Origin of the sequence: Persicitalea jodogahamensis (assembly GCF_014651615.1) — a bacterium.
GTDB lineage: Bacteria > Bacteroidota > Bacteroidia > Cytophagales > Spirosomataceae > Persicitalea > Persicitalea jodogahamensis.
On sequence record NZ_BMXF01000001.1, the window covers coordinates 1,601,865 to 1,618,414 of the forward strand.

Annotated in this window: 16 protein-coding genes; 8 read left to right on the forward strand and 8 right to left on the reverse strand. The window is 50.1% G+C overall.

Annotation, left to right across the window (positions count from 1 at the left end):
• The first annotated feature begins 3 nt into the window (after positions 1 to 3).
• Together IE117_RS06605 and IE117_RS06610 are read left to right on the forward strand one after the other, a co-directional pair.
• The gene (locus IE117_RS06605) at positions 4 to 855 is read left to right on the forward strand and encodes a glycerophosphodiester phosphodiesterase family protein (RefSeq protein ID WP_229580414.1); all 852 of its coding nucleotides are present in this window, start codon (positions 4 to 6) and stop codon (positions 853 to 855) included.
• Positions 856 to 934: 79 nt separating this feature from the next.
• Entirely contained in the window at positions 935 to 2,110 is a 1,176-nt protein-coding gene (locus IE117_RS06610; protein WP_189563515.1) for an FG-GAP repeat domain-containing protein, read from the forward strand.
• Positions 2,111 to 2,115: 5 nt separating this feature from the next.
• Here IE117_RS06610 and IE117_RS06615 read toward each other — a convergent pair whose 3' ends face one another.
• Positions 2,116 to 3,750: a glycerol-3-phosphate dehydrogenase/oxidase gene (locus IE117_RS06615; protein WP_189563516.1), complete on the reverse strand. Its 1,635-nt coding sequence runs from the start codon at positions 3,748 to 3,750 to the stop codon at positions 2,116 to 2,118.
• A 161-nt stretch (positions 3,751 to 3,911) separates the two neighbouring features.
• Between IE117_RS06615 and IE117_RS06620 the strand changes: the two genes are divergently transcribed.
• Positions 3,912 to 4,292, forward strand: a complete 381-nt coding sequence (locus IE117_RS06620) for a hypothetical protein (RefSeq protein WP_189563517.1) — start codon at positions 3,912 to 3,914, stop codon at positions 4,290 to 4,292.
• 118 nt (positions 4,293 to 4,410) lie between these two features.
• Positions 4,411 to 4,869 (forward strand): peptidoglycan-binding protein LysM, encoded by a 459-nt coding sequence (gene lysM / locus IE117_RS06625; protein WP_189563518.1) that lies wholly within the window; start codon positions 4,411 to 4,413, stop codon positions 4,867 to 4,869.
• An 84-nt stretch (positions 4,870 to 4,953) separates the two neighbouring features.
• Here the strand turns inward: lysM and IE117_RS06630 are convergent, their stop codons facing one another.
• The 7 genes from IE117_RS06630 to sufC all read right to left on the reverse strand — a co-directional run bounded on the left by IE117_RS06630 (position 4,954) and on the right by sufC (position 11,075).
• A complete protein-coding gene (locus IE117_RS06630) occupies positions 4,954 to 6,057 on the reverse strand; it encodes a vWA domain-containing protein (RefSeq protein ID WP_189563519.1) in 1,104 nt (367 codons plus the stop codon).
• A 211-nt stretch (positions 6,058 to 6,268) separates the two neighbouring features.
• A complete protein-coding gene (locus IE117_RS06635) occupies positions 6,269 to 6,697 on the reverse strand; it encodes a BrxA/BrxB family bacilliredoxin (protein ID WP_189563520.1) in 429 nt (142 codons plus the stop codon).
• A gap of 84 nt (positions 6,698 to 6,781) precedes the next feature.
• Entirely contained in the window at positions 6,782 to 7,108 is a 327-nt protein-coding gene (locus tag IE117_RS06640; RefSeq protein ID WP_189563521.1) for an SUF system Fe-S cluster assembly protein, read from the reverse strand.
• 76 nt (positions 7,109 to 7,184) lie between these two features.
• Positions 7,185 to 7,607, reverse strand: a complete 423-nt coding sequence (locus IE117_RS06645; protein WP_189563522.1) for a SufE family protein — start codon at positions 7,605 to 7,607, stop codon at positions 7,185 to 7,187.
• Between the two features lies 1 nt (position 7,608).
• A complete protein-coding gene (locus tag IE117_RS06650) occupies positions 7,609 to 8,877 on the reverse strand; it encodes a cysteine desulfurase (RefSeq protein WP_308439267.1) in 1,269 nt (422 codons plus the stop codon).
• Positions 8,878 to 8,929: 52 nt separating this feature from the next.
• The gene (gene sufD, locus IE117_RS06655) at positions 8,930 to 10,231 is read right to left on the reverse strand and encodes a Fe-S cluster assembly protein SufD (RefSeq protein WP_189563523.1); all 1,302 of its coding nucleotides are present in this window, start codon (positions 10,229 to 10,231) and stop codon (positions 8,930 to 8,932) included.
• Positions 10,232 to 10,319: 88 nt separating this feature from the next.
• Positions 10,320 to 11,075: a Fe-S cluster assembly ATPase SufC gene (sufC, locus tag IE117_RS06660; protein WP_189563524.1), complete on the reverse strand. Its 756-nt coding sequence runs from the start codon at positions 11,073 to 11,075 to the stop codon at positions 10,320 to 10,322.
• Between the two features lie 252 nt (positions 11,076 to 11,327).
• Between sufC and IE117_RS06665 the strand changes: the two genes are divergently transcribed.
• The 4 genes from IE117_RS06665 to IE117_RS06680 all read left to right on the forward strand — a co-directional run bounded on the left by IE117_RS06665 (position 11,328) and on the right by IE117_RS06680 (position 16,459).
• Complete coding sequence (locus tag IE117_RS06665) at positions 11,328 to 12,785, forward strand: arginine deiminase family protein (RefSeq protein ID WP_189563525.1); 1,458 nt, start codon at positions 11,328 to 11,330, stop codon at positions 12,783 to 12,785.
• A 102-nt stretch (positions 12,786 to 12,887) separates the two neighbouring features.
• Positions 12,888 to 13,841, forward strand: a complete 954-nt coding sequence (gene ctlX, locus IE117_RS06670; RefSeq protein WP_229580416.1) for a citrulline utilization hydrolase CtlX — start codon at positions 12,888 to 12,890, stop codon at positions 13,839 to 13,841.
• A gap of 237 nt (positions 13,842 to 14,078) precedes the next feature.
• The gene (locus IE117_RS06675; protein WP_189563526.1) at positions 14,079 to 14,543 is read left to right on the forward strand and encodes a PA2169 family four-helix-bundle protein; all 465 of its coding nucleotides are present in this window, start codon (positions 14,079 to 14,081) and stop codon (positions 14,541 to 14,543) included.
• A gap of 98 nt (positions 14,544 to 14,641) precedes the next feature.
• Positions 14,642 to 16,459, forward strand: a complete 1,818-nt coding sequence (locus IE117_RS06680; RefSeq protein ID WP_229580418.1) for an alpha-amylase family glycosyl hydrolase — start codon at positions 14,642 to 14,644, stop codon at positions 16,457 to 16,459.
• The last annotated feature ends 91 nt before the right edge of the window (positions 16,460 to 16,550 follow it).

Here is a 16,550-nt window from a genome sequence, read left to right on the forward strand (position 1 = left end):
TAAATGCGAGTAACCGGGAGAATGATTGTTGCGGTATGGATGGCAGTTGGAACGCTGACTGCTTTTGGCCAGCGCAATGTTGAGGAGATTAGAAGAGAGTTTTTGGATACTGACTCCAGAGTGGTGCTGGTGGCATCGCACCGGGCCGTGCATCACTATTTCCCCGAAAATTCACTCCCGGCTGTACGAGAAGCCATTCGTTTGGGAATCGATATCGTTGAGATCGACGTAAAAGTGAGCAAAGATGGCGTTCCATTCCTGATGCATGACCGTACGATGGATCGTACTACGACAGGGAAAGGTGATCCTGAAGAGTTTACTTTCATCGAACTACAAAAGCTTCGTCTGGTGGCAAATGGCAAGGAAACGAACGAAAAGATTCCTGCTTTGCAAGATGTCCTGAACCTTGCGAAGGGGCATATCATGATCGATCTGGACCTGAAAACCGATCGGCTTGACGCTATCATGGCTGTGGTAAAGAAAACCGGGACACAGAATATCGCCTTTTTTTTCGATAGCGACTACGAGGCGTTGGCGGAGGTCGAGCAGGCCGATGCTGACTATATGCTCATGCCCCGCGCGTATTCCGAGGCGATGGCTGATTCTGCTATCATTCGTTTTGGTCCGGAGGTCGTCCATATCGATTCAAAATTCTACACACCCGAAGTTACCAGACTTATCAAAGGGAACAAGGCCCGGATCTGGATCAATGCCCTGGGGGAACCCGATCAGAAACTCAGGTCGGGAAAGGTGGAGGAGGCATTGAGCGATTTACTGCGATTCGGGGCTAATATCGTGCAGACTGATGAGCCTGAACTACTGCTGGATGCGTTGAAAAAAGCAGGCCGACACTGAGCAAGACAGTTCCTGGATTTTTTATCAGTATAATTCCTGCCACTGCGGGTTCTAACGATAACTATAATCTTCGAATGAAATGAAGCAAATTTTGGGTTTTCCTTTGATTTTAATTCTGGCTGTGGCAATCTCTGATGGTTTCGCCCAGACCCGAAAACCTCACCCGGTTTCTTTCACCAAACAAACCCTGACCCGCGACTTCATTGCCGAAGGTGCGGCAGTCGGCGACGTAAACAAAGACGGAAAGATAGACGTCATGTCCGGTGCCTACTGGTTCGAGGCACCCAATTGGACAGCTCATGAGTTGGCCGCGCCACAAACTTTCAAAAAAATGGAAGGGTACAGTGACTCATTCCTAGACTTTGCCATGGATGTCAATCAGGATGGCTGGGTAGATTTGATCCGCATCGACTGGCCCGGCAAGGCCGCTGCCTGGCATGAAAATCCCAAAAATAAGCCCGGCCATTGGAAAATGCATCCGATTCACGACCACCTGGGCAACGAGTCGCCGATGCTGGTGGATGTGGATGGCGACGGTCGGCTCGACATCCTCGGCAATGATCCCACAGCCAAGCAAGTAATCTGGATTAGCCCGCCTACCAAAAAAGGCGCTACGGAATGGACGAAATACGTCATCAGTAACGACGAGAAACTGGCCACGCACCAGTATACCCATGGCATCGGCTATGGCGATGTCAATGGGGACGGTAAGAAGGACATTGTCACTAAACTTGGCTGGTGGGAAGGTACCGGAAATCCAAAAGAGGAAAATTGGCAGTTCCACCCGGCTGATCTCGGCCAGGACTGCGCCCAAATGTACGTCCTTGACCTGAACGGTGATGGTCTGAACGACATTCTGAGTTCATCCGCCCATAATTATGGCATCTGGTGGCACGAGCAGGGCCGTGACGCCGATGGCCGCGAAACATGGACTGAACACGAGATCTTTAAGGCTTTTTCCCAAACCCATAGCCTGGCCATCGCCGATCTTGACGGCGATGGCGATCTGGATTTTATTACGGGAAAGCGTCACCTGGCGCATCAAGGCAAAGATCCCGGTGGCCTCGACCCGCCGCTAATGTATTGGTTTGAATATAAGCTAGAGGGTAAGACTCCGGTATGGACCCCTCACGAAATCGATAACGATTCCGGCTCCGGGCTGCATGTTACGGTGGTGGACATAAACAAAGATGGCCTGCCCGACATCGTGACGGGAAATAAACGGGGCGTGCATGTGTTCATGCAAGAAAAGTAGCGTAATTATCCCCCCGCTTCCCGCTGGAATTTGCGAACCATCGTTGTGTAGTCATTCATCATGCGGCGCTCGGTCTCGGCGTCCCAGCCTAGCTCCGCCGCCATCAGGTCGCAGACAGTAGGAAGACATTCGAGTGTAGCGTCCCAATCGGTGATTTCCATGCGGATGCGCCGGGCTAGAAAATCACGCGGTGTGACGGTCATTTCGTGGCGGGCGGCGTACACCACTTCGGCTCTGATGTAAGGAAGACGAGCCACCAGCCGGTCAGCCAACGAAGCGTCACCCTGAATGAGATTTACGACGTTGTCAGCCCGTGACCCGTATTTCAGAATCAGGTGCTTGCAGGTGTCCTCGCCCAAATCGTACTTTTCATGAATGGTTTTCCAGGCTTCATAATCAAAATTTTCGCCGCCTGCCAGCAAATGGTCGGCGGTCAGGCAGGTACTTTCTTTTCCCAATAGCTCCTCCACTTTTTCCACGGCATCCTTTGCCATCAGGCGGTAGGTAGTCCATTTGCCCCCCAGCAGACTTACCAAGTTGGAATCTGGGTCGTGTTCCACCTCGTGGTCGCGGGTAAGGCCCTTGGTGGATTTGGTCGGGTCGGCGGCCAGCAACGGACGCAACCCGCCAAAGCCTGCCGTGACGTCCTCAGGTTGTGGCGATTTTTTTAAATAAGGGCGCAATGTCCCGAGCAGGAAATCGACCTCATTTTTTTCTAAAAAAGGCTCCTGCGTTCCATCCTTGAACTCGGTATCGGTAGTGCCCACAACCAGTTGCCCTTCGAACGGAATGGCAAAAACTACCCGGCCATCGCTGGTCTTGGGGATCAGCATGGCATCTGTGCTGTTCAGAGTTGCGTAAGGTAAAACTACATGCACGCCCTTGCTGGGGCGGATGCGGGAGGGGAGCTTTGGATTGGCCCAATGCCGAATCTGATCGGCAAAAGTACCGGTACAATTAAGAAATATTTTGGCCTGAATCGAAAAACCTTCCCCGGTCAATTCGTCATGGACGTTCGCTGCCGTCAGTTTTCCGTCCTCGTCTTTTTCGAAACCCGCTATTCCCACGTAGTTTGCCACGGCCACACCCTGTTCCTGGGCCGACTGCACTATAGCCAGGCAATAGCGGGCGTCGTCGTGCTGGCCGTCGTAGTACAGAACTGCGCTGTGAAGTTTATTTTTATCCAGCGTAGGCATTCGCGCCAGAACCTCTTTTTTAGAAAGCCATTTGCCCTTGGGTAGTGTGTTGTCATTAGCAAACCAATCGTACATCTTAAGCCCGATACTGTAATACAGACCTTCAAATAGGGAAAAAACGGGCGTCAGGAGCGCCAGCGGGCGGGCCAGATGCGGCGCATTTTTGATAACGATCCTTCGCTCTTCCAGTCCGTGACGAACCTGCTTCAACTGGGCGAAATCGAGCTTGGTAAAAGCCTGCTCAAGGTACCGGACACCACCGTGGATAAGCTTGGTGGAACGGGAAGATGTTTCGGAAGCAAAGTCCTGCTTGTCGATCATTGCTACTTTATACCCACGCAAGGCGGCATCCAGGGCGCAGCCCGCACCGCTGGCACCGCCACCGATAATGCAGATGTCGAAATTTTCAGTTTTCAGCCGGGCAAGGTTCTCGGAGCGGTTCATGGGCAGTAGAGTTGAAGAGGGTTTGCAAAACTAGCATCTTTCGTGGAAGTCTGCGTTCAGGAGGGACATCCATCCGCTTACAAATTGAAGCAGGAATGGATTTTGTAAGGAAAATTTTGTATTTTCAAACCCATTTTGCCTACTCCTAAACTCTGCCGCCCATGAATAACTCACCTAGTCCCCCTAACCTCAGGTTCGAACTACTTCTCTGGAAGAACGAACTGGAATTCAACCGCCGCGAGCTGGCTATTTTTGAAAGTTACCTTCTCAACTTAGAGGGAAAAATTCTTCCTCACAGGCTTTCGGAGCTTATGAGCCAGCTTCATGACTACCTTCAATCAGTTAACAAGCTGTTGGAGGAAATTGCGGCTGACAGCATTCATTGCACCGATAAGGCTGCTTTAGGTACCAACAGAGGTAGTTGGCAAAACACGAAACAGGAGTGCCGGTATATCAGGGAAGAAATATTTTATTTTGAGCAGAACTACCATCAATTCAGAAATCAGTTCTGCACTTTCGCCGCCGGATTGGAAGCGGCCTGAATAAGCGAAATGCAATGTGACGGGCACAATTATTTTACGTATAAAGCTTGTCGGATTGGCCAAAAATTATAGATTTGGGCTATTCGAGTTTTATTATTCATTTAACCAAAAGAAAAACATGGGATTGATGTCATTTTTAAAAGGAGTTGGAGAGAAAGTCTTCAAAAAAGAAGAAGCTGCCACTCCTGCTGCCGAAGCCGAACCCCTCCGCGCGAGTGCCTTGCTGGCGCACGTGAAGGCTTTGGGATTAACCTATAAGACCATTCAGGTCAAAACTTCCGGTGATAAGGTGACACTGGAAGGTGAAGTGGAAAAACAGGCTGACGCCGAGCGCATCGCGCTGGCCGTGGGCAACGTGGAAGGTGTGTCGGAAGTGGACAACAATATGAAAGTTGCCGAATCTGCCCCCGAAGCTACATATTACACGGTGAAAAGTGGTGACTCACTCTCCAAAATAGCCAAGGAAGTGTACGGTGATATGAAAAAGTACCCCCAGATTTTTGAAGCGAATAAACCAATGTTGTCTGACCCCGATAAGATTTATCCGGGACAGGTACTGCGTATTCCCAAAGAATAGGTACTTCAGGTTTTTACAAAAAGGCACCCGCTGAATTTCAGCGGGTGCCTTTTTCTTTTCTGACTAAACAAGGCTGGCCGCCAATTATTTGATATTCTTCCGGCGGTTGCGCTGAAAATCTTCCAATACGAAGCTGCCCAGTCCATCCAGATTGCTGTAATAGGCACGGCCATTGTTGACCTGGGTGAAATTCTGGACGAATTGCTTCAGATAGGGGTCGGAAGCAATCATGAACGTGGTGACCGGAATGTCGAGCCGGCGGCATTGGGCGGCTAGTGTGAGCGTCTTGCTCACGATTTTTCGATCCAGACCAAAACTATTCTTGTAATACTTTATCCCCTCTTTAAGACAGGTAGGCTTGCCATCTGTAATCATGAAAATCTGCTTATTGCGGGTTTTACGGCGACGCAGCAAGTCCATGGCAAGTTCCAGCCCGGCAACGGTGTTGGTGTGGTACGGACCAACTTCCAGGTACGGTAAATCCTTGATTTGTATCTGCCAGGCGTCATTTCCGAAAACAATGATGTCCAGCGAATCTTTGGGGTACTTTGTCTTTATCAGTTCAGCCATCGCCAGCGCCACTTTCTTGGCGGGCGTAATGCGGTCTTCGCCGTAAAGGATCATGGAATGGCTGATGTCGATCATCATGACGGTCGATGTCGTCGTCTTTTGCTCCTTTTCCACTACTTCCAGATCCTGCTCCATAAGAGTAAAGTCGCCGATCCCGTGGTTTACCTGGGCATTTTTGATAGACTCAGTCATCGAAATCTGCTCGAGCGAATCGCCAAACTGATAGGGACGCACATCGCTGCTCAGTTCATCGCCAGTTCCTGAGTAGGGAGTATGGTGATTCCCCCCGGATTTGGAGCGCTTCAGTTTGCCGAAAATCTCGTCCAGGGCACTTTTCCGAATACTTTGCTCGCCCTTGGGAGTCATCACGACTTGCCCATCTCCGTCTTTTTCAGTGATGTATCCCTTTTTCTTCAAGTCTTCATAGAAATCGCCGATACCATACTTATCGTTGGTTAGGCTATACCGACGATCCAACTCGCTGAGCCACTGCATGGCTTCGGAAACATTGCCGGAAGTCATCAATAATAACTGCTGAAAAATATTGAGCAATTGGTCAAACTTACTATTCGGCCCTTGCTCCTCGGGAATGAATCTGGAAAAATGATGGCCCTGCATATCAGTATGGGATTTTGAATAAATGGGAGAACACGGATGTGGATATACCTTTTCTAACGCAATATCCGGGGTTTTGGTTTTTCAGTGAAAGCAAGTCTTTCCGTGAGGAAAGTAAAAAGGTTGAAAAAAGCAGAGGCGGCCCCAGGGGCCGCCTCAACCAAAATCTGCATGATAAAGTAATGAAGCGCTCAGACGGCCTCATCGGAACGAATTATGCTTTTTCGCCGCAAAACTCTTCAAATGCCATCACTAAGTGCTGAGCAATCATCTCAGCGGAGCGGCCTTCGATGTGGTGGCGCTCGATGAAATGAATCAGTTCGTCATCGCGGAACATGGCAATGGCAGGTGATGAGGGAGGGTAGGGGAGCGTGTATTCGCGCATTTTGTTAACAGCATCGGTATCGACACCGGCGAATACCGTCACCAGGTTGTCCGGCTTGATTTCGCTCTTGGCCAGAGCGGCCTTCACGCCCGGACGGGCAGCGCCCGCTGCACAGCCACAGACCGAGTTGATCATCACCAGCGTGACGCCTTCGGCATTGGTCATGAAATTATCTACCGCCTCAGCGGTCAAAAGCTCCTGAAAACCAACACTCGTGAGATCGGCTTTCATGGGGGCAACTAAATGTGGAGGATACATAGTGTTTCTTTTAAGTTTATGAGTAAAAGTTTTTGAGTTCAAAGTACCAGGTACTTAGTCTGGCTTTTTCGCTTCGCGCTTGACTTACATAAAGCCCAGTTCGAGCCTTGCCTCTTCAGACATCATTTCGGTGGTGTAGGGCGGATCGAACGTGAGTTCCAGACTGACATCGTTCACACCTTCCACTTCCCGGATGCGCTGCTCGACTTCGCCCGGCAAAGTACCTGCCGAAGGACAGGAAGGCGAGGTCAGAGTCATGGAAACATAGACGTTGTTCACCGGAAATATCTTAAGGTCGTAAATCAAGCCTAACTCGTAGACATCCACCGGAATCTCCGGATCGTATACGCGCTTGATCGCCTTCACGATCTCCTCTTTCAATTCTGCTTCAGTTAGGGTGGTAGTTTCCATGACAGGGTAGTTCTTATGAAGAATATCTGAAATACAAGCTGAGAGCCGATCGGGGCGCCCCGTGGCGGCTGACAGCTTAGCTATTTAAGCTTTGATAGGCCAATCCGTACGTTTTCATTTGCTTCACCATGCTGGCCAGGCCGTTGGATCGGGTCTGGGCCAGGTGCTGGTGCAGGCCGATTCTTTCCATAAAATAAAGGTCGGCCTGGGCGATTTGCTCGGCGGTATGGCCAGACAGTACTTTGACCAGCATACTCACCAGCCCTTTCACGATAATCGCATCACTATCAGCCTCGAAATTTACGTTTTCTCCGTCGGTTTCAGCATGCAGCCACACTCGCGACTGGCAGCCCTTTATAATGTTTTCCTCGGTCTTGAATTCTTCGGGCAATGGCGCCAACTGCTTGCCCATGTCTATTATATATTCGTATTTACTCTCCCAGTCGTCAAAAAGAGCAAAGTCTTCAATGAGTTCGTCCTGTGTCTCGTTTATAGTCATCTTATCCCAACATCTTTTTTACCTTCAGCAATCCTGCTACCAGGTGGTCGATTTCTTCGGTTGTGTTGTAAACAGCGAATGAGGCGCGGGAGGTTCCGGGTATGCCGAAGCGGTGCATCAAGGGTTGCGTGCAGTGGTGACCGGTACGAATGGCAATACCCTGCTGGTCGAGCAAAACGCCAATATCCTGATGGTGGATGCCGTCCATGAGAAATGAAATGACACTCACTTTTTCTTTGGCGGTCCCCACTATTTTTAGTCCTTCGATACTGGACAATGCCTCGGTGGCATAGCGCAGCAAGTGATGCTCGTAATCGGCAATGGCTTCTTTTCCAAGATTTTCGACATAGTTGATGGCCGTCTTGGCCGCAACTACATCAGCGATATTGGGCGTGCCAGCTTCAAACTTGTAGGGTAGTTCGTTATAGGTCGTTTTCTCGAATGTGACTTCCTTAATCATTTCTCCGCCTCCCCGGTAAGGCGGCATGGCGTTCAGAATTGCTTCTTTTCCATACAGAACACCCATGCCCGTCGGGCCGTAAAGCTTGTGTAAAGAAAACGCGTAGAAATCGCAATCCAGCGCCTGCACATCGATATCAATATGCGACGTTGCCTGCGCTCCGTCAATCAGTACCTTGGCACCTACCTCGTGGGCTTTTTTAATGATTTCAGCCACCGGGTTGATCGTACCCAACGCATTGGACACATGTACGACGGAAACGAACTTGGTCTTTTCCGAGAGCATTTTCTCATACTCATCCATAAGAAGCTCTCCCGCGTCATTGATAGGAATGATGCGCAGGACGCATCCCTTCTCCTCACAAAGCATCTGCCAGGGAACGATATTGGAGTGGTGCTCCATCGTGCTGATGATGATCTCATCGCCCTCTTGAAGAAACGTGCGTCCGTAGCTCTGAGCCACCAGGTTGATGCCGTCCGTAGTGCCGTAGGTAAAAATGACCTCCTCCGGCAACCGGGCATTGATGAAATTCTGAATCCGGCGACGCGATGCCTCAAACTCGGCCGTTGCCTTTTCCGCCAGGTGATGGATGCCCCGGTGAATATTGGCATTGGTACGTTCGTAATATCCCGCCAGTGCCTCAATCACTTGTCGTGGTTTCTGAGTGGTGGCGGCATTATCGAAGTATACCAGCGGCTTGCCATTCACGATCTGATCCAAAATCGGGAAGTCCGACCTGATCTGGCCCATGTCCAGTTGCGGGATGGTGTATGTTTCTGAAATCATATTCTCACGTGCTTGGTACTGCATGGCTGATGCCTGTTTTGGAGTGTGGGTTTTCCCATATCGGGAACCCCGAAGACTACGCCAACTTTTTAGCAATTATTTCCTCCAGATACGCGCGGATTGGCTCGATCTTGATTTGCGTAATGACGTCTTCACAAAAGGCGAACATGAGTAGACTCATGGCCTCGGGCTTGCTGATTCCGCGCGAGCGGAGGTAAAAAAGCGCTTCATCGTCCAGTTGTCCGGTGGTGGTACCGTGTGAACATTTGACGTCATCCGCCCATATTTCCAATTGGGGTTTCGTGTTCATGGTCGCCTGAGGCGACAACACTACGTTCTTGCAAGACTGGAAGGCGTTGGTTTTCTGGGCATCTTCGCGAACGAATATTTTGCCATTGAACACGCCAGTCGACTGACCTCGTAACACGCCTTTATACAACTCGTTGCTTTCCGAATTGGGCTTCCGGTGATCGGCGACAGTATGGTTGTCGATGTGTTGCTTGCCATCGGGAAAATACAGACCGTACATGTGCGCATCGCAATGCTCGCCGTCAAGAGCGATGTTGAGATTGTTCCGGATAAATCCGCCATTCAGCGAAACCGTAGCAGCGTAAAAGTGCGAATTATCCGCCATGCGTACTTCCGTAGTGCCGACATGGTAGGTCGCGTCGCTGTCGTTCTGTACTTTGTAGTACTGCACGTGCGCATCCTGAGCGACGTGGATTTCGGTGACGGCATTGGTGAATGCCGACGACTCACCCAGCGTCAGGAAGGTCTCGGTCAGTTGCACCTGTGCGTTCTGCTCAATCACAAACAGGTTGCGCGGCTGCGCCCCCACGTTGGCCGAGCGGGCATCATTGATGAAGTACAGAACTATGGACTCCTCCACAACTTTACCCTTCGGCACGTGAATGAAAACGCCATCGCCCGCAAAAGCAGCATTCAGAGCTGTGAAAGCTTCATCCTGCGTGTCAGCTAAGTTTCCGAAGTAGGTACTTACCAATTCCGGCTGAGTGGCCAGAGCTTCGCGCAAAGGTCGAATAGAAACCTGCGAAGCGGGCGAAACAATGGTGGATAGCCCGGCTTCGTATTTTCCATTAATGAAATACAGGATATTGCCGCTGAGGTTCGGAATCTTGAATTTCTCTATATCCTCCACCGTTATCGCATGAGTGCCCCCGAAATCAAAATCCTGATTTGTCAAGTTGCGCACATTGCTGTACTTCCACTCCTCATTTCTGGGGGTTGGAAACCCCAATTCCTCGAATCGGGCAAGGGCCTTTTGCCGGGTCTGATGCAGCGGCGACTGTGCTTCCCCATTCATCGCTGCCTCCCGGCTACGAAAGTCAGCGACCAATTTCTCTTTTAAATCTACCATTATTTCAATTTTGAATGAGAGAATGAGAGATTGAGTGAATAAATAAGAAATAGAACTCTATATGCTCTCATTCACTCAACCACTGATTCTAAACTAATTCTACCTCGGCCTTGATCCAGTCGTATCCTTTCTCTTCCAGTTCCATAGCCAGCTCCTTAGTGCCGGACTTCACGATTCGTCCTTTGTACAGCACATGAACAAAGTCAGGAACGATGTAGTCGAGCAGTCGCTGGTAGTGGGTTACGACGATAGTAGCCTTTTCGGGTGAGCGGAGTGAATTGACACCTTCGGCCACGATGCGCAGGGCATCGATATCCAACCCGGAATCAGTTTCATCCAGAATAGCCAGTTTGGGTTCCAGAACGGCCATCTGAAAAATCTCATTGCGCTTCTTTTCACCGCCTGAAAAGCCTTCGTTGAGCGACCGCTTCAGAAGCGAGTCGTTCATTTTGACGAGTTTGGCCTTTTCGCGTACCATACGCAGAAACTGAGCGGCATCCAGCGGATCTTCGCCCCGGTACTTGCGCATCTCGTTGACGGCGGTCTTCAAAAAATTGATGGTAGTCACTCCGGGGATTTCCACGGGATACTGGAAAGCCAGGAAAATCCCCTCGGCTGCACGCTCTTCGGGGGCTAAGTCGAGCAGGTCTTTTCCGTCAAAATCTACACTACCGCCGGATATTTCGTATTCTTCCCGGCCTGCCAGTACGGACGCCAGGGTACTTTTACCTGATCCATTGGGCCCCATGATAGCATGGACTTCACCTGGATTCACCTGCAAATTGATGCCTCGCAATATTTCTTTGCCTTCGATCGAGGCGTGCAAATCTTTAATTTTAAGCATAATGGGTTTTTCGTATCGATATTTTGTGCGTAAATGCAAAGGTACGCAGCCGGGGGCGGGAAAAGAAACCGCGATTAGAATGTTTCTAAACAACTCCGGCAGTCATTATAACCCATAAGTCCGGCGGGATGTTCCCCGTGTGGCACCTTTGTTGGGAAGCAACAGATTCGGTTGGATTTAACCGACTTTTTATTGAAAAATAATCCCTCGTAATTTGCGAAAGGCAAATTTCCGGAATGGATCACATATCTCATGAAAATGAATAAACCCAACTCTGAAGAAATAAAAGTGACGTCCGAAGTAGGGCGCTTGCGTCGGTTATTGATCCATAGCCCCGACCGGGGTCTAGGGAAAGTAGTACCTTCCAAAGCACAGGACTGGCTATTCGAGGACATCGTGCACCTGGACACCATGCGGCGCGAGGAGTATGACTACTATGTCAAACTACTGCTGTATTTCCTCGATCCGGAAAAAGTGAAAGGCAAAATTGCGGAGATAGACGCTGACACGACGCGGGCATTCTATAAACCGGGAAATGCAGGCTACTTCAATTCCAAGAAGGTAATCGATCTGCAAAGCCTGCTGACGGATATCTTAAAAGATGAGGTCGTGCGCACCAAACTCATTGCGTCCATTTGCGGTATTGAAAAATGCTCTCATGCCACTCAACTCGAATTGGCACAGCATGAGCCGGAGGAACTTGCCAGGATATTCATTTCCGGATCACAGTCGGACGAGCGAATGCTGTTTTCACCGTTGCCCAACCTGATTTTTACCCGTGACATCGGCATCGTCATCAATGATCATATTCTGCTCAACCGACCCGCCAAAGCCGCCCGGACGCGGGAGTCGCTGCTGGCGCAGTACATTTTCTTTCACCACCCGCTTTTTGCCGACTACCGTGACAAGATCATCGAAATTCCCGACAATGCGCGCCATTTTCTGATTCCGGAAGACGAGCAGCTGAGCGACTTCAACCGCTCCACGCTGGAAGGCGGTGACGTGATGATGGTCGCGCCACGGCACCTGCTCATTGGATGCAGTGAGCGCACGACGCTCTACGCCGCGCAGCAAACCATGAAGATACTCTTCAAAAAAAATGTGGTGGACACCATCACTATCGTGCAGATTCCCAAGAAGCGCGACTACATGCACATTGACACGGTTTTCACCCAGGTCAAGAAAAACGTGTGGGTACTTCTCGGCTCACTGGCGCGGCAGGGCGACGACAGTCGTAAGAAGGACGTACTGCATTTCTTCGGACCTGAGGTGTTGGGTCAAAAGATGAAGATTATGCAATTCTACAAAGGGCTGGAACAGAAGCCGATTGAGATAGAAAACCTGGAAGACCTCCTGGCTGACATCAGCAGGAATGATCTGGGTAGTACAGAGGATGTGAAGTTTATCTATTCCGGCAATAAAGAGTTTCCATTCGGCGAGCGTGAACAATGGACCGACTCCTGTAACCTGCTGGCTCTGAAAGATGGCGTGGTGATTGGCTACGACCGGAACGACAAAACGCTGGAAGCATTTCGTGCCGCAGGATTCCGCACTATCAAAGCCGCCGACCTGCTGGCCGAATTCGAAGCCGGTAGCCTGTCGCCCGATACGATCACTGACACCTTCATTATGCTGCCCTCAGCGGAGCTGTCCCGCGCCCGAGGCGGCTCGCACTGCATGAGCATGCCGATGCTGCGGGATGAGGCATGATTCCATTTTTATCTAGCGTTAGGAGTTTGGTTGTTGGGACATTTGACAGCAAGTGATTTAAAATTTTTTGAAATTCGATTACACAACTAAACAAGACTCGCCATGCCTCCCGTCCGTGCTCTGACTACCCATCCCCAAACTACCCCGCATATTTTCATGGTGCGCCCGGTGCGCTTTGCTTACAATGAGCAGACTTCTGAGAGTAACGAATTTATGGATGCCGAGTTTGCGGAGGAAACCCGCCTTGTTGCGCAGGAAAAAGCGCTGGAAGAGTTCGAGCAAATGGTGGCTAAGCTGAGCGCCGCCGGCGTAGATCTGCGCGTTTATGAAGATACGCTCGACCCGTATTCCCCTGACTCGATTTTCCCCAATAACTGGATCACTACCCATCGGGACGGAAAACTGGTGCTGTTTCCGATGATGGCCCCCAACCGCCGGGTGGAGCGTCGGCAGGATATCGTGGAAGACTTGAAGCGAAATTTCAAAGTGGAGGAGGTTATCGATCTTACCCATTTCGAGCAAGAGGAAAAGTTTCTTGAGGCCACGGGCAGCATGGTACTCGACCGCCGCTACAAAATTGCCTATGCTTGCCTGTCGGCACGCACGCACCCTGAGGTACTTTCGGCCTTCGCGGAAGCTACGGGTTACGAAGTAGTCAGTTTTTCGGCCTCAGATGACAACGGCGTGGTCATTTACCATACCAACGTCCTGATGTGCGTAGGGGACTTTTTTGCTGTTATCTGCCTGGAAGCCATTAAGAATGAAAAAGAAAGGCTTCATGTATGTGAGCGACTACGGGAAACCGGAAAGGAAGTGGTGGAAATATCCCTCGATCAGATGAAAAACTTTGCGGGCAATATGCTGCTGGTACAAAGTGCCGAAGGAGCTCAACTGCTAGTCATGTCGGAAAGTGCTTTCCGGGCGCTGACCAAAGTACAATGCGCTACGCTTGAAAGCTACGCTCAAATACTATCCACCGATCTATCAGTGATTGAAGGCAACGGCGGAGGCTCGGCGCGGTGCATGATGGCAGAGATTCACTTGCCGGCTCTGTAACCGGGCATCTGGCAAAAAACTGTTCTAAAAACACCCAGTTCAGGCTTCCTGGACTTTCACTAAACGACCTGCATCGGGTACGAATGCCGACCTGTGGATTATTCTTCACAGCGAAACCTTCCCTTTTGTCTTCTTCCGTTCCTACATTTCCCCAAAGACGATCTTTCTGATGTGTGGTAAGGTTCTTTTTCCCTCAAAGGGTAAATACGAATTTTCGCTAACAAAATAAACAGAATTATGAAAGATAGAACAGAAAAAGCCCAGGACGTACTGGAATCATTGTCAAAGTTGAATTTTGACCGCATAAAGGGCTATCAGAATGCCAAAGAAGATACCAAAGATGCTGATTTGCTCGCTCTATTCAGCTTTTACGAAAAGCAAAGCAGCCAGTTCCGTTCGGATCTCAACTCTGAGATCGTGAAATACGGTGGTGACATACCGGACGATCAATCATTCCTGAGTGATATCCACCAGGCCTGGATGGATCTGAAAGCTGCTGTGACGGGTAAAGACCGTGACTCAGTGCTCAGCTCTTGCGAATTTGGCGAGCAGACGATTGTCGCCGGTTACGAAGACGCGCTGGATTATGATGACGATGATACCCGGCTTCCGGATGCACTCGAAGGCGTGATTCGCAAACAGCTTGAGGAGCTTCGCTCCGCCAAGAGTCGGATTGGTGCTTTGCATGCACAGGCTGACTGAAACATTGGCAACACATTATAGTTTACTATATTTTACAAGGGATGATCGGCCGATCATCCCTTCCTTTGTATGAAATACACTATTTAAAATGTATATGAATGAATATTGAGAAAGAAGTTGAGGAAGTAGATATAAATGTAGGAGGCATGGGGGCGGTATGCCACGACGAGGGTGTATTTTTCAGAGTTTGGGCGCCCCATGCCGAATCGGTATCGGTGATCGGTGATTTTAACGACTGGAATAATGATGCCGACTTCCTCGATAGCGAGGGAAAAGGGTACTGGGGTGGAAACGTTGAAAAAGCAAAAGCGGGGCAAGAATACAAATTCGTACTCCGCACGCCCTCCGGAGAGTTATTCCGTAATGATCCTTATGCGAATCAGCTAACCAATTCAATTGGCAACGGCATTATTTACGATCAATCGGCTTTCGACTGGCAGGGGGATTCCTACAGAACACCCGCTTGGAACGAACTGGTGATTTATGAAATGCATTTGGGCACTTTCAACAAAACAGACCCCAACCACCCCGGCGATTTTTACACGGCCATCGAGCGTCTTCCCTATCTGCGTGATCTGGGTATCAATGCTATTGAACTGATGCCGGTATTCGAATTCCCGGGCGATACATCCTGGGGGTACAACCCGGCTTTCCCTTTCGCTATCGAGGCGGATTACGGCGGGCCGGACGGTTTCAAAAATTTCGTGAAAGCTGCCCATGAACACGGGATGGCGGTAATCCTGGATGTGGTTTACAATCACTTTGGCCCCCAGGACATGGATTTGTGGCAATTTGACGGCTGGCATGAGAACGACGGTGGCGGCATTTACTTTTATAATGACTGGCGTTCGGAAACCCCCTGGGGCAACACCCGTCCTGATTTCGGTCGTGAAGAAGTACGGCGCTACATCCGTGACAATGCACTCATGTGGTTGGAAGACTACCACGTGGACGGTCTGCGGATGGACATGGTACCCTATATTCGTAATGTAAAGGCCAATGGAAACCCCGGTGACGATATTCCCGAGGGAAAAACCCTCATTCGCTGGATTCACTCCGAGATCAAGGAAAAGTACCCTTATAAAATCACGATCGCGGAGGATATGCACAGTCTGGATTCGATTACCAACGAACTGGAAAACGATGGCTGGGGCTACGGAGCGCAGTGGGATGCGCAATTTGTGCATCCGGTCAGAAAGGCGATTATCACTCAGGAGGATGCCGACCGCGACATGGAAGCAGTGGCAAAGGCAATCATGCACCGCTACAACGACGATGCCTTTGAGCGAATCGTTTACACGGAGTCACACGATGAGGTCGCTAATGGACAGGCCCGTGTGGCTGAGGAAATCGCGCATTCGGACGTAAATAATTATTACTCCAAGAAAAGGGCTGCCTTAGGCGTGGTGCTTGTACTTACTGTTCCTGGCATTCCCATGATTTTTCAGGGACAACCACTACTGGAAGACAAATGGTTTTCGGACACTGATCCACTTGACTGGTCGCGGCTCGATACTTTCAAAGGTTTCGTGGATCTGCACCGTGATCTGATTCAGTTGCGCCGCAACTTCAACGACCAGACAAAAGGCCTGAGCGGACAGAACATAGAATTACTCCGCGTGGACGATGAGAAAAAGGTAGTGGTGTTTCACCGCTGGAAAGAAGGCGGCCCCGGCGACAGCGTGGTGGTGGCTATCAACTTTTCAGCAGAAACGCACGATGACTATGGTGTAGGCTTTCCGGCGGCAGGCGAGTGGGTACCTCGCTTCAACAGCGACTGGAAGGGCTACGACGGCGAGTTTTCGGATAAAACAGTCGTAACGGTTTCCACGCAGGAGGGCGAATACGACGGAAAACCACAATTCGTCCAAATGGGCCTTGCCCCTTATTCAGCTATTATATATTCTCAAAATTAATGGTGAAAAAGTCGAATCCCCCGGGCTGTCTTCGTACAGTCCGGGGGATTTTGCTATTTGCGCATAATTTGGTGGAGAAAAGTTGAAAATT

Coding starts and splice junctions, on each gene's coding strand:
- sufC (WP_189563524.1), bottom strand. CDS start 11,075: ATGCTTAAAATTAAAGATTTGCACGCCTCGATCGAAGGCAAAGAAATA.
- IE117_RS06650 (WP_308439267.1), bottom strand. CDS start 8,877: ATGCAGTACCAAGCACGTGAGAATATGATTTCAGAAACATACACCATC.
- IE117_RS06645 (WP_189563522.1), bottom strand. CDS start 7,607: ATGACTATAAACGAGACACAGGACGAACTCATTGAAGACTTTGCTCTT.
- IE117_RS06630 (WP_189563519.1), bottom strand. CDS start 6,057: ATGCAGGGCCATCATTTTTCCAGATTCATTCCCGAGGAGCAAGGGCCG.
- IE117_RS06620 (WP_189563517.1), top strand. CDS start 3,912: ATGAATAACTCACCTAGTCCCCCTAACCTCAGGTTCGAACTACTTCTC.
- ctlX (WP_229580416.1), top strand. CDS start 12,888: ATGCCTCCCGTCCGTGCTCTGACTACCCATCCCCAAACTACCCCGCAT.
- IE117_RS06665 (WP_189563525.1), top strand. CDS start 11,328: ATGAAAATGAATAAACCCAACTCTGAAGAAATAAAAGTGACGTCCGAA.
- IE117_RS06675 (WP_189563526.1), top strand. CDS start 14,079: ATGAAAGATAGAACAGAAAAAGCCCAGGACGTACTGGAATCATTGTCA.
- IE117_RS06680 (WP_229580418.1), top strand. CDS start 14,642: ATGAATATTGAGAAAGAAGTTGAGGAAGTAGATATAAATGTAGGAGGC.
- IE117_RS06615 (WP_189563516.1), bottom strand. CDS start 3,750: ATGAACCGCTCCGAGAACCTTGCCCGGCTGAAAACTGAAAATTTCGAC.
- IE117_RS06640 (WP_189563521.1), bottom strand. CDS start 7,108: ATGGAAACTACCACCCTAACTGAAGCAGAATTGAAAGAGGAGATCGTG.
- sufD (WP_189563523.1), bottom strand. CDS start 10,231: ATGGTAGATTTAAAAGAGAAATTGGTCGCTGACTTTCGTAGCCGGGAG.
- IE117_RS06605 (WP_229580414.1), top strand. CDS start 4: ATGCGAGTAACCGGGAGAATGATTGTTGCGGTATGGATGGCAGTTGGA.
- IE117_RS06610 (WP_189563515.1), top strand. CDS start 935: ATGAAGCAAATTTTGGGTTTTCCTTTGATTTTAATTCTGGCTGTGGCA.
- lysM (WP_189563518.1), top strand. CDS start 4,411: ATGGGATTGATGTCATTTTTAAAAGGAGTTGGAGAGAAAGTCTTCAAA.
- IE117_RS06635 (WP_189563520.1), bottom strand. CDS start 6,697: ATGTATCCTCCACATTTAGTTGCCCCCATGAAAGCCGATCTCACGAGT.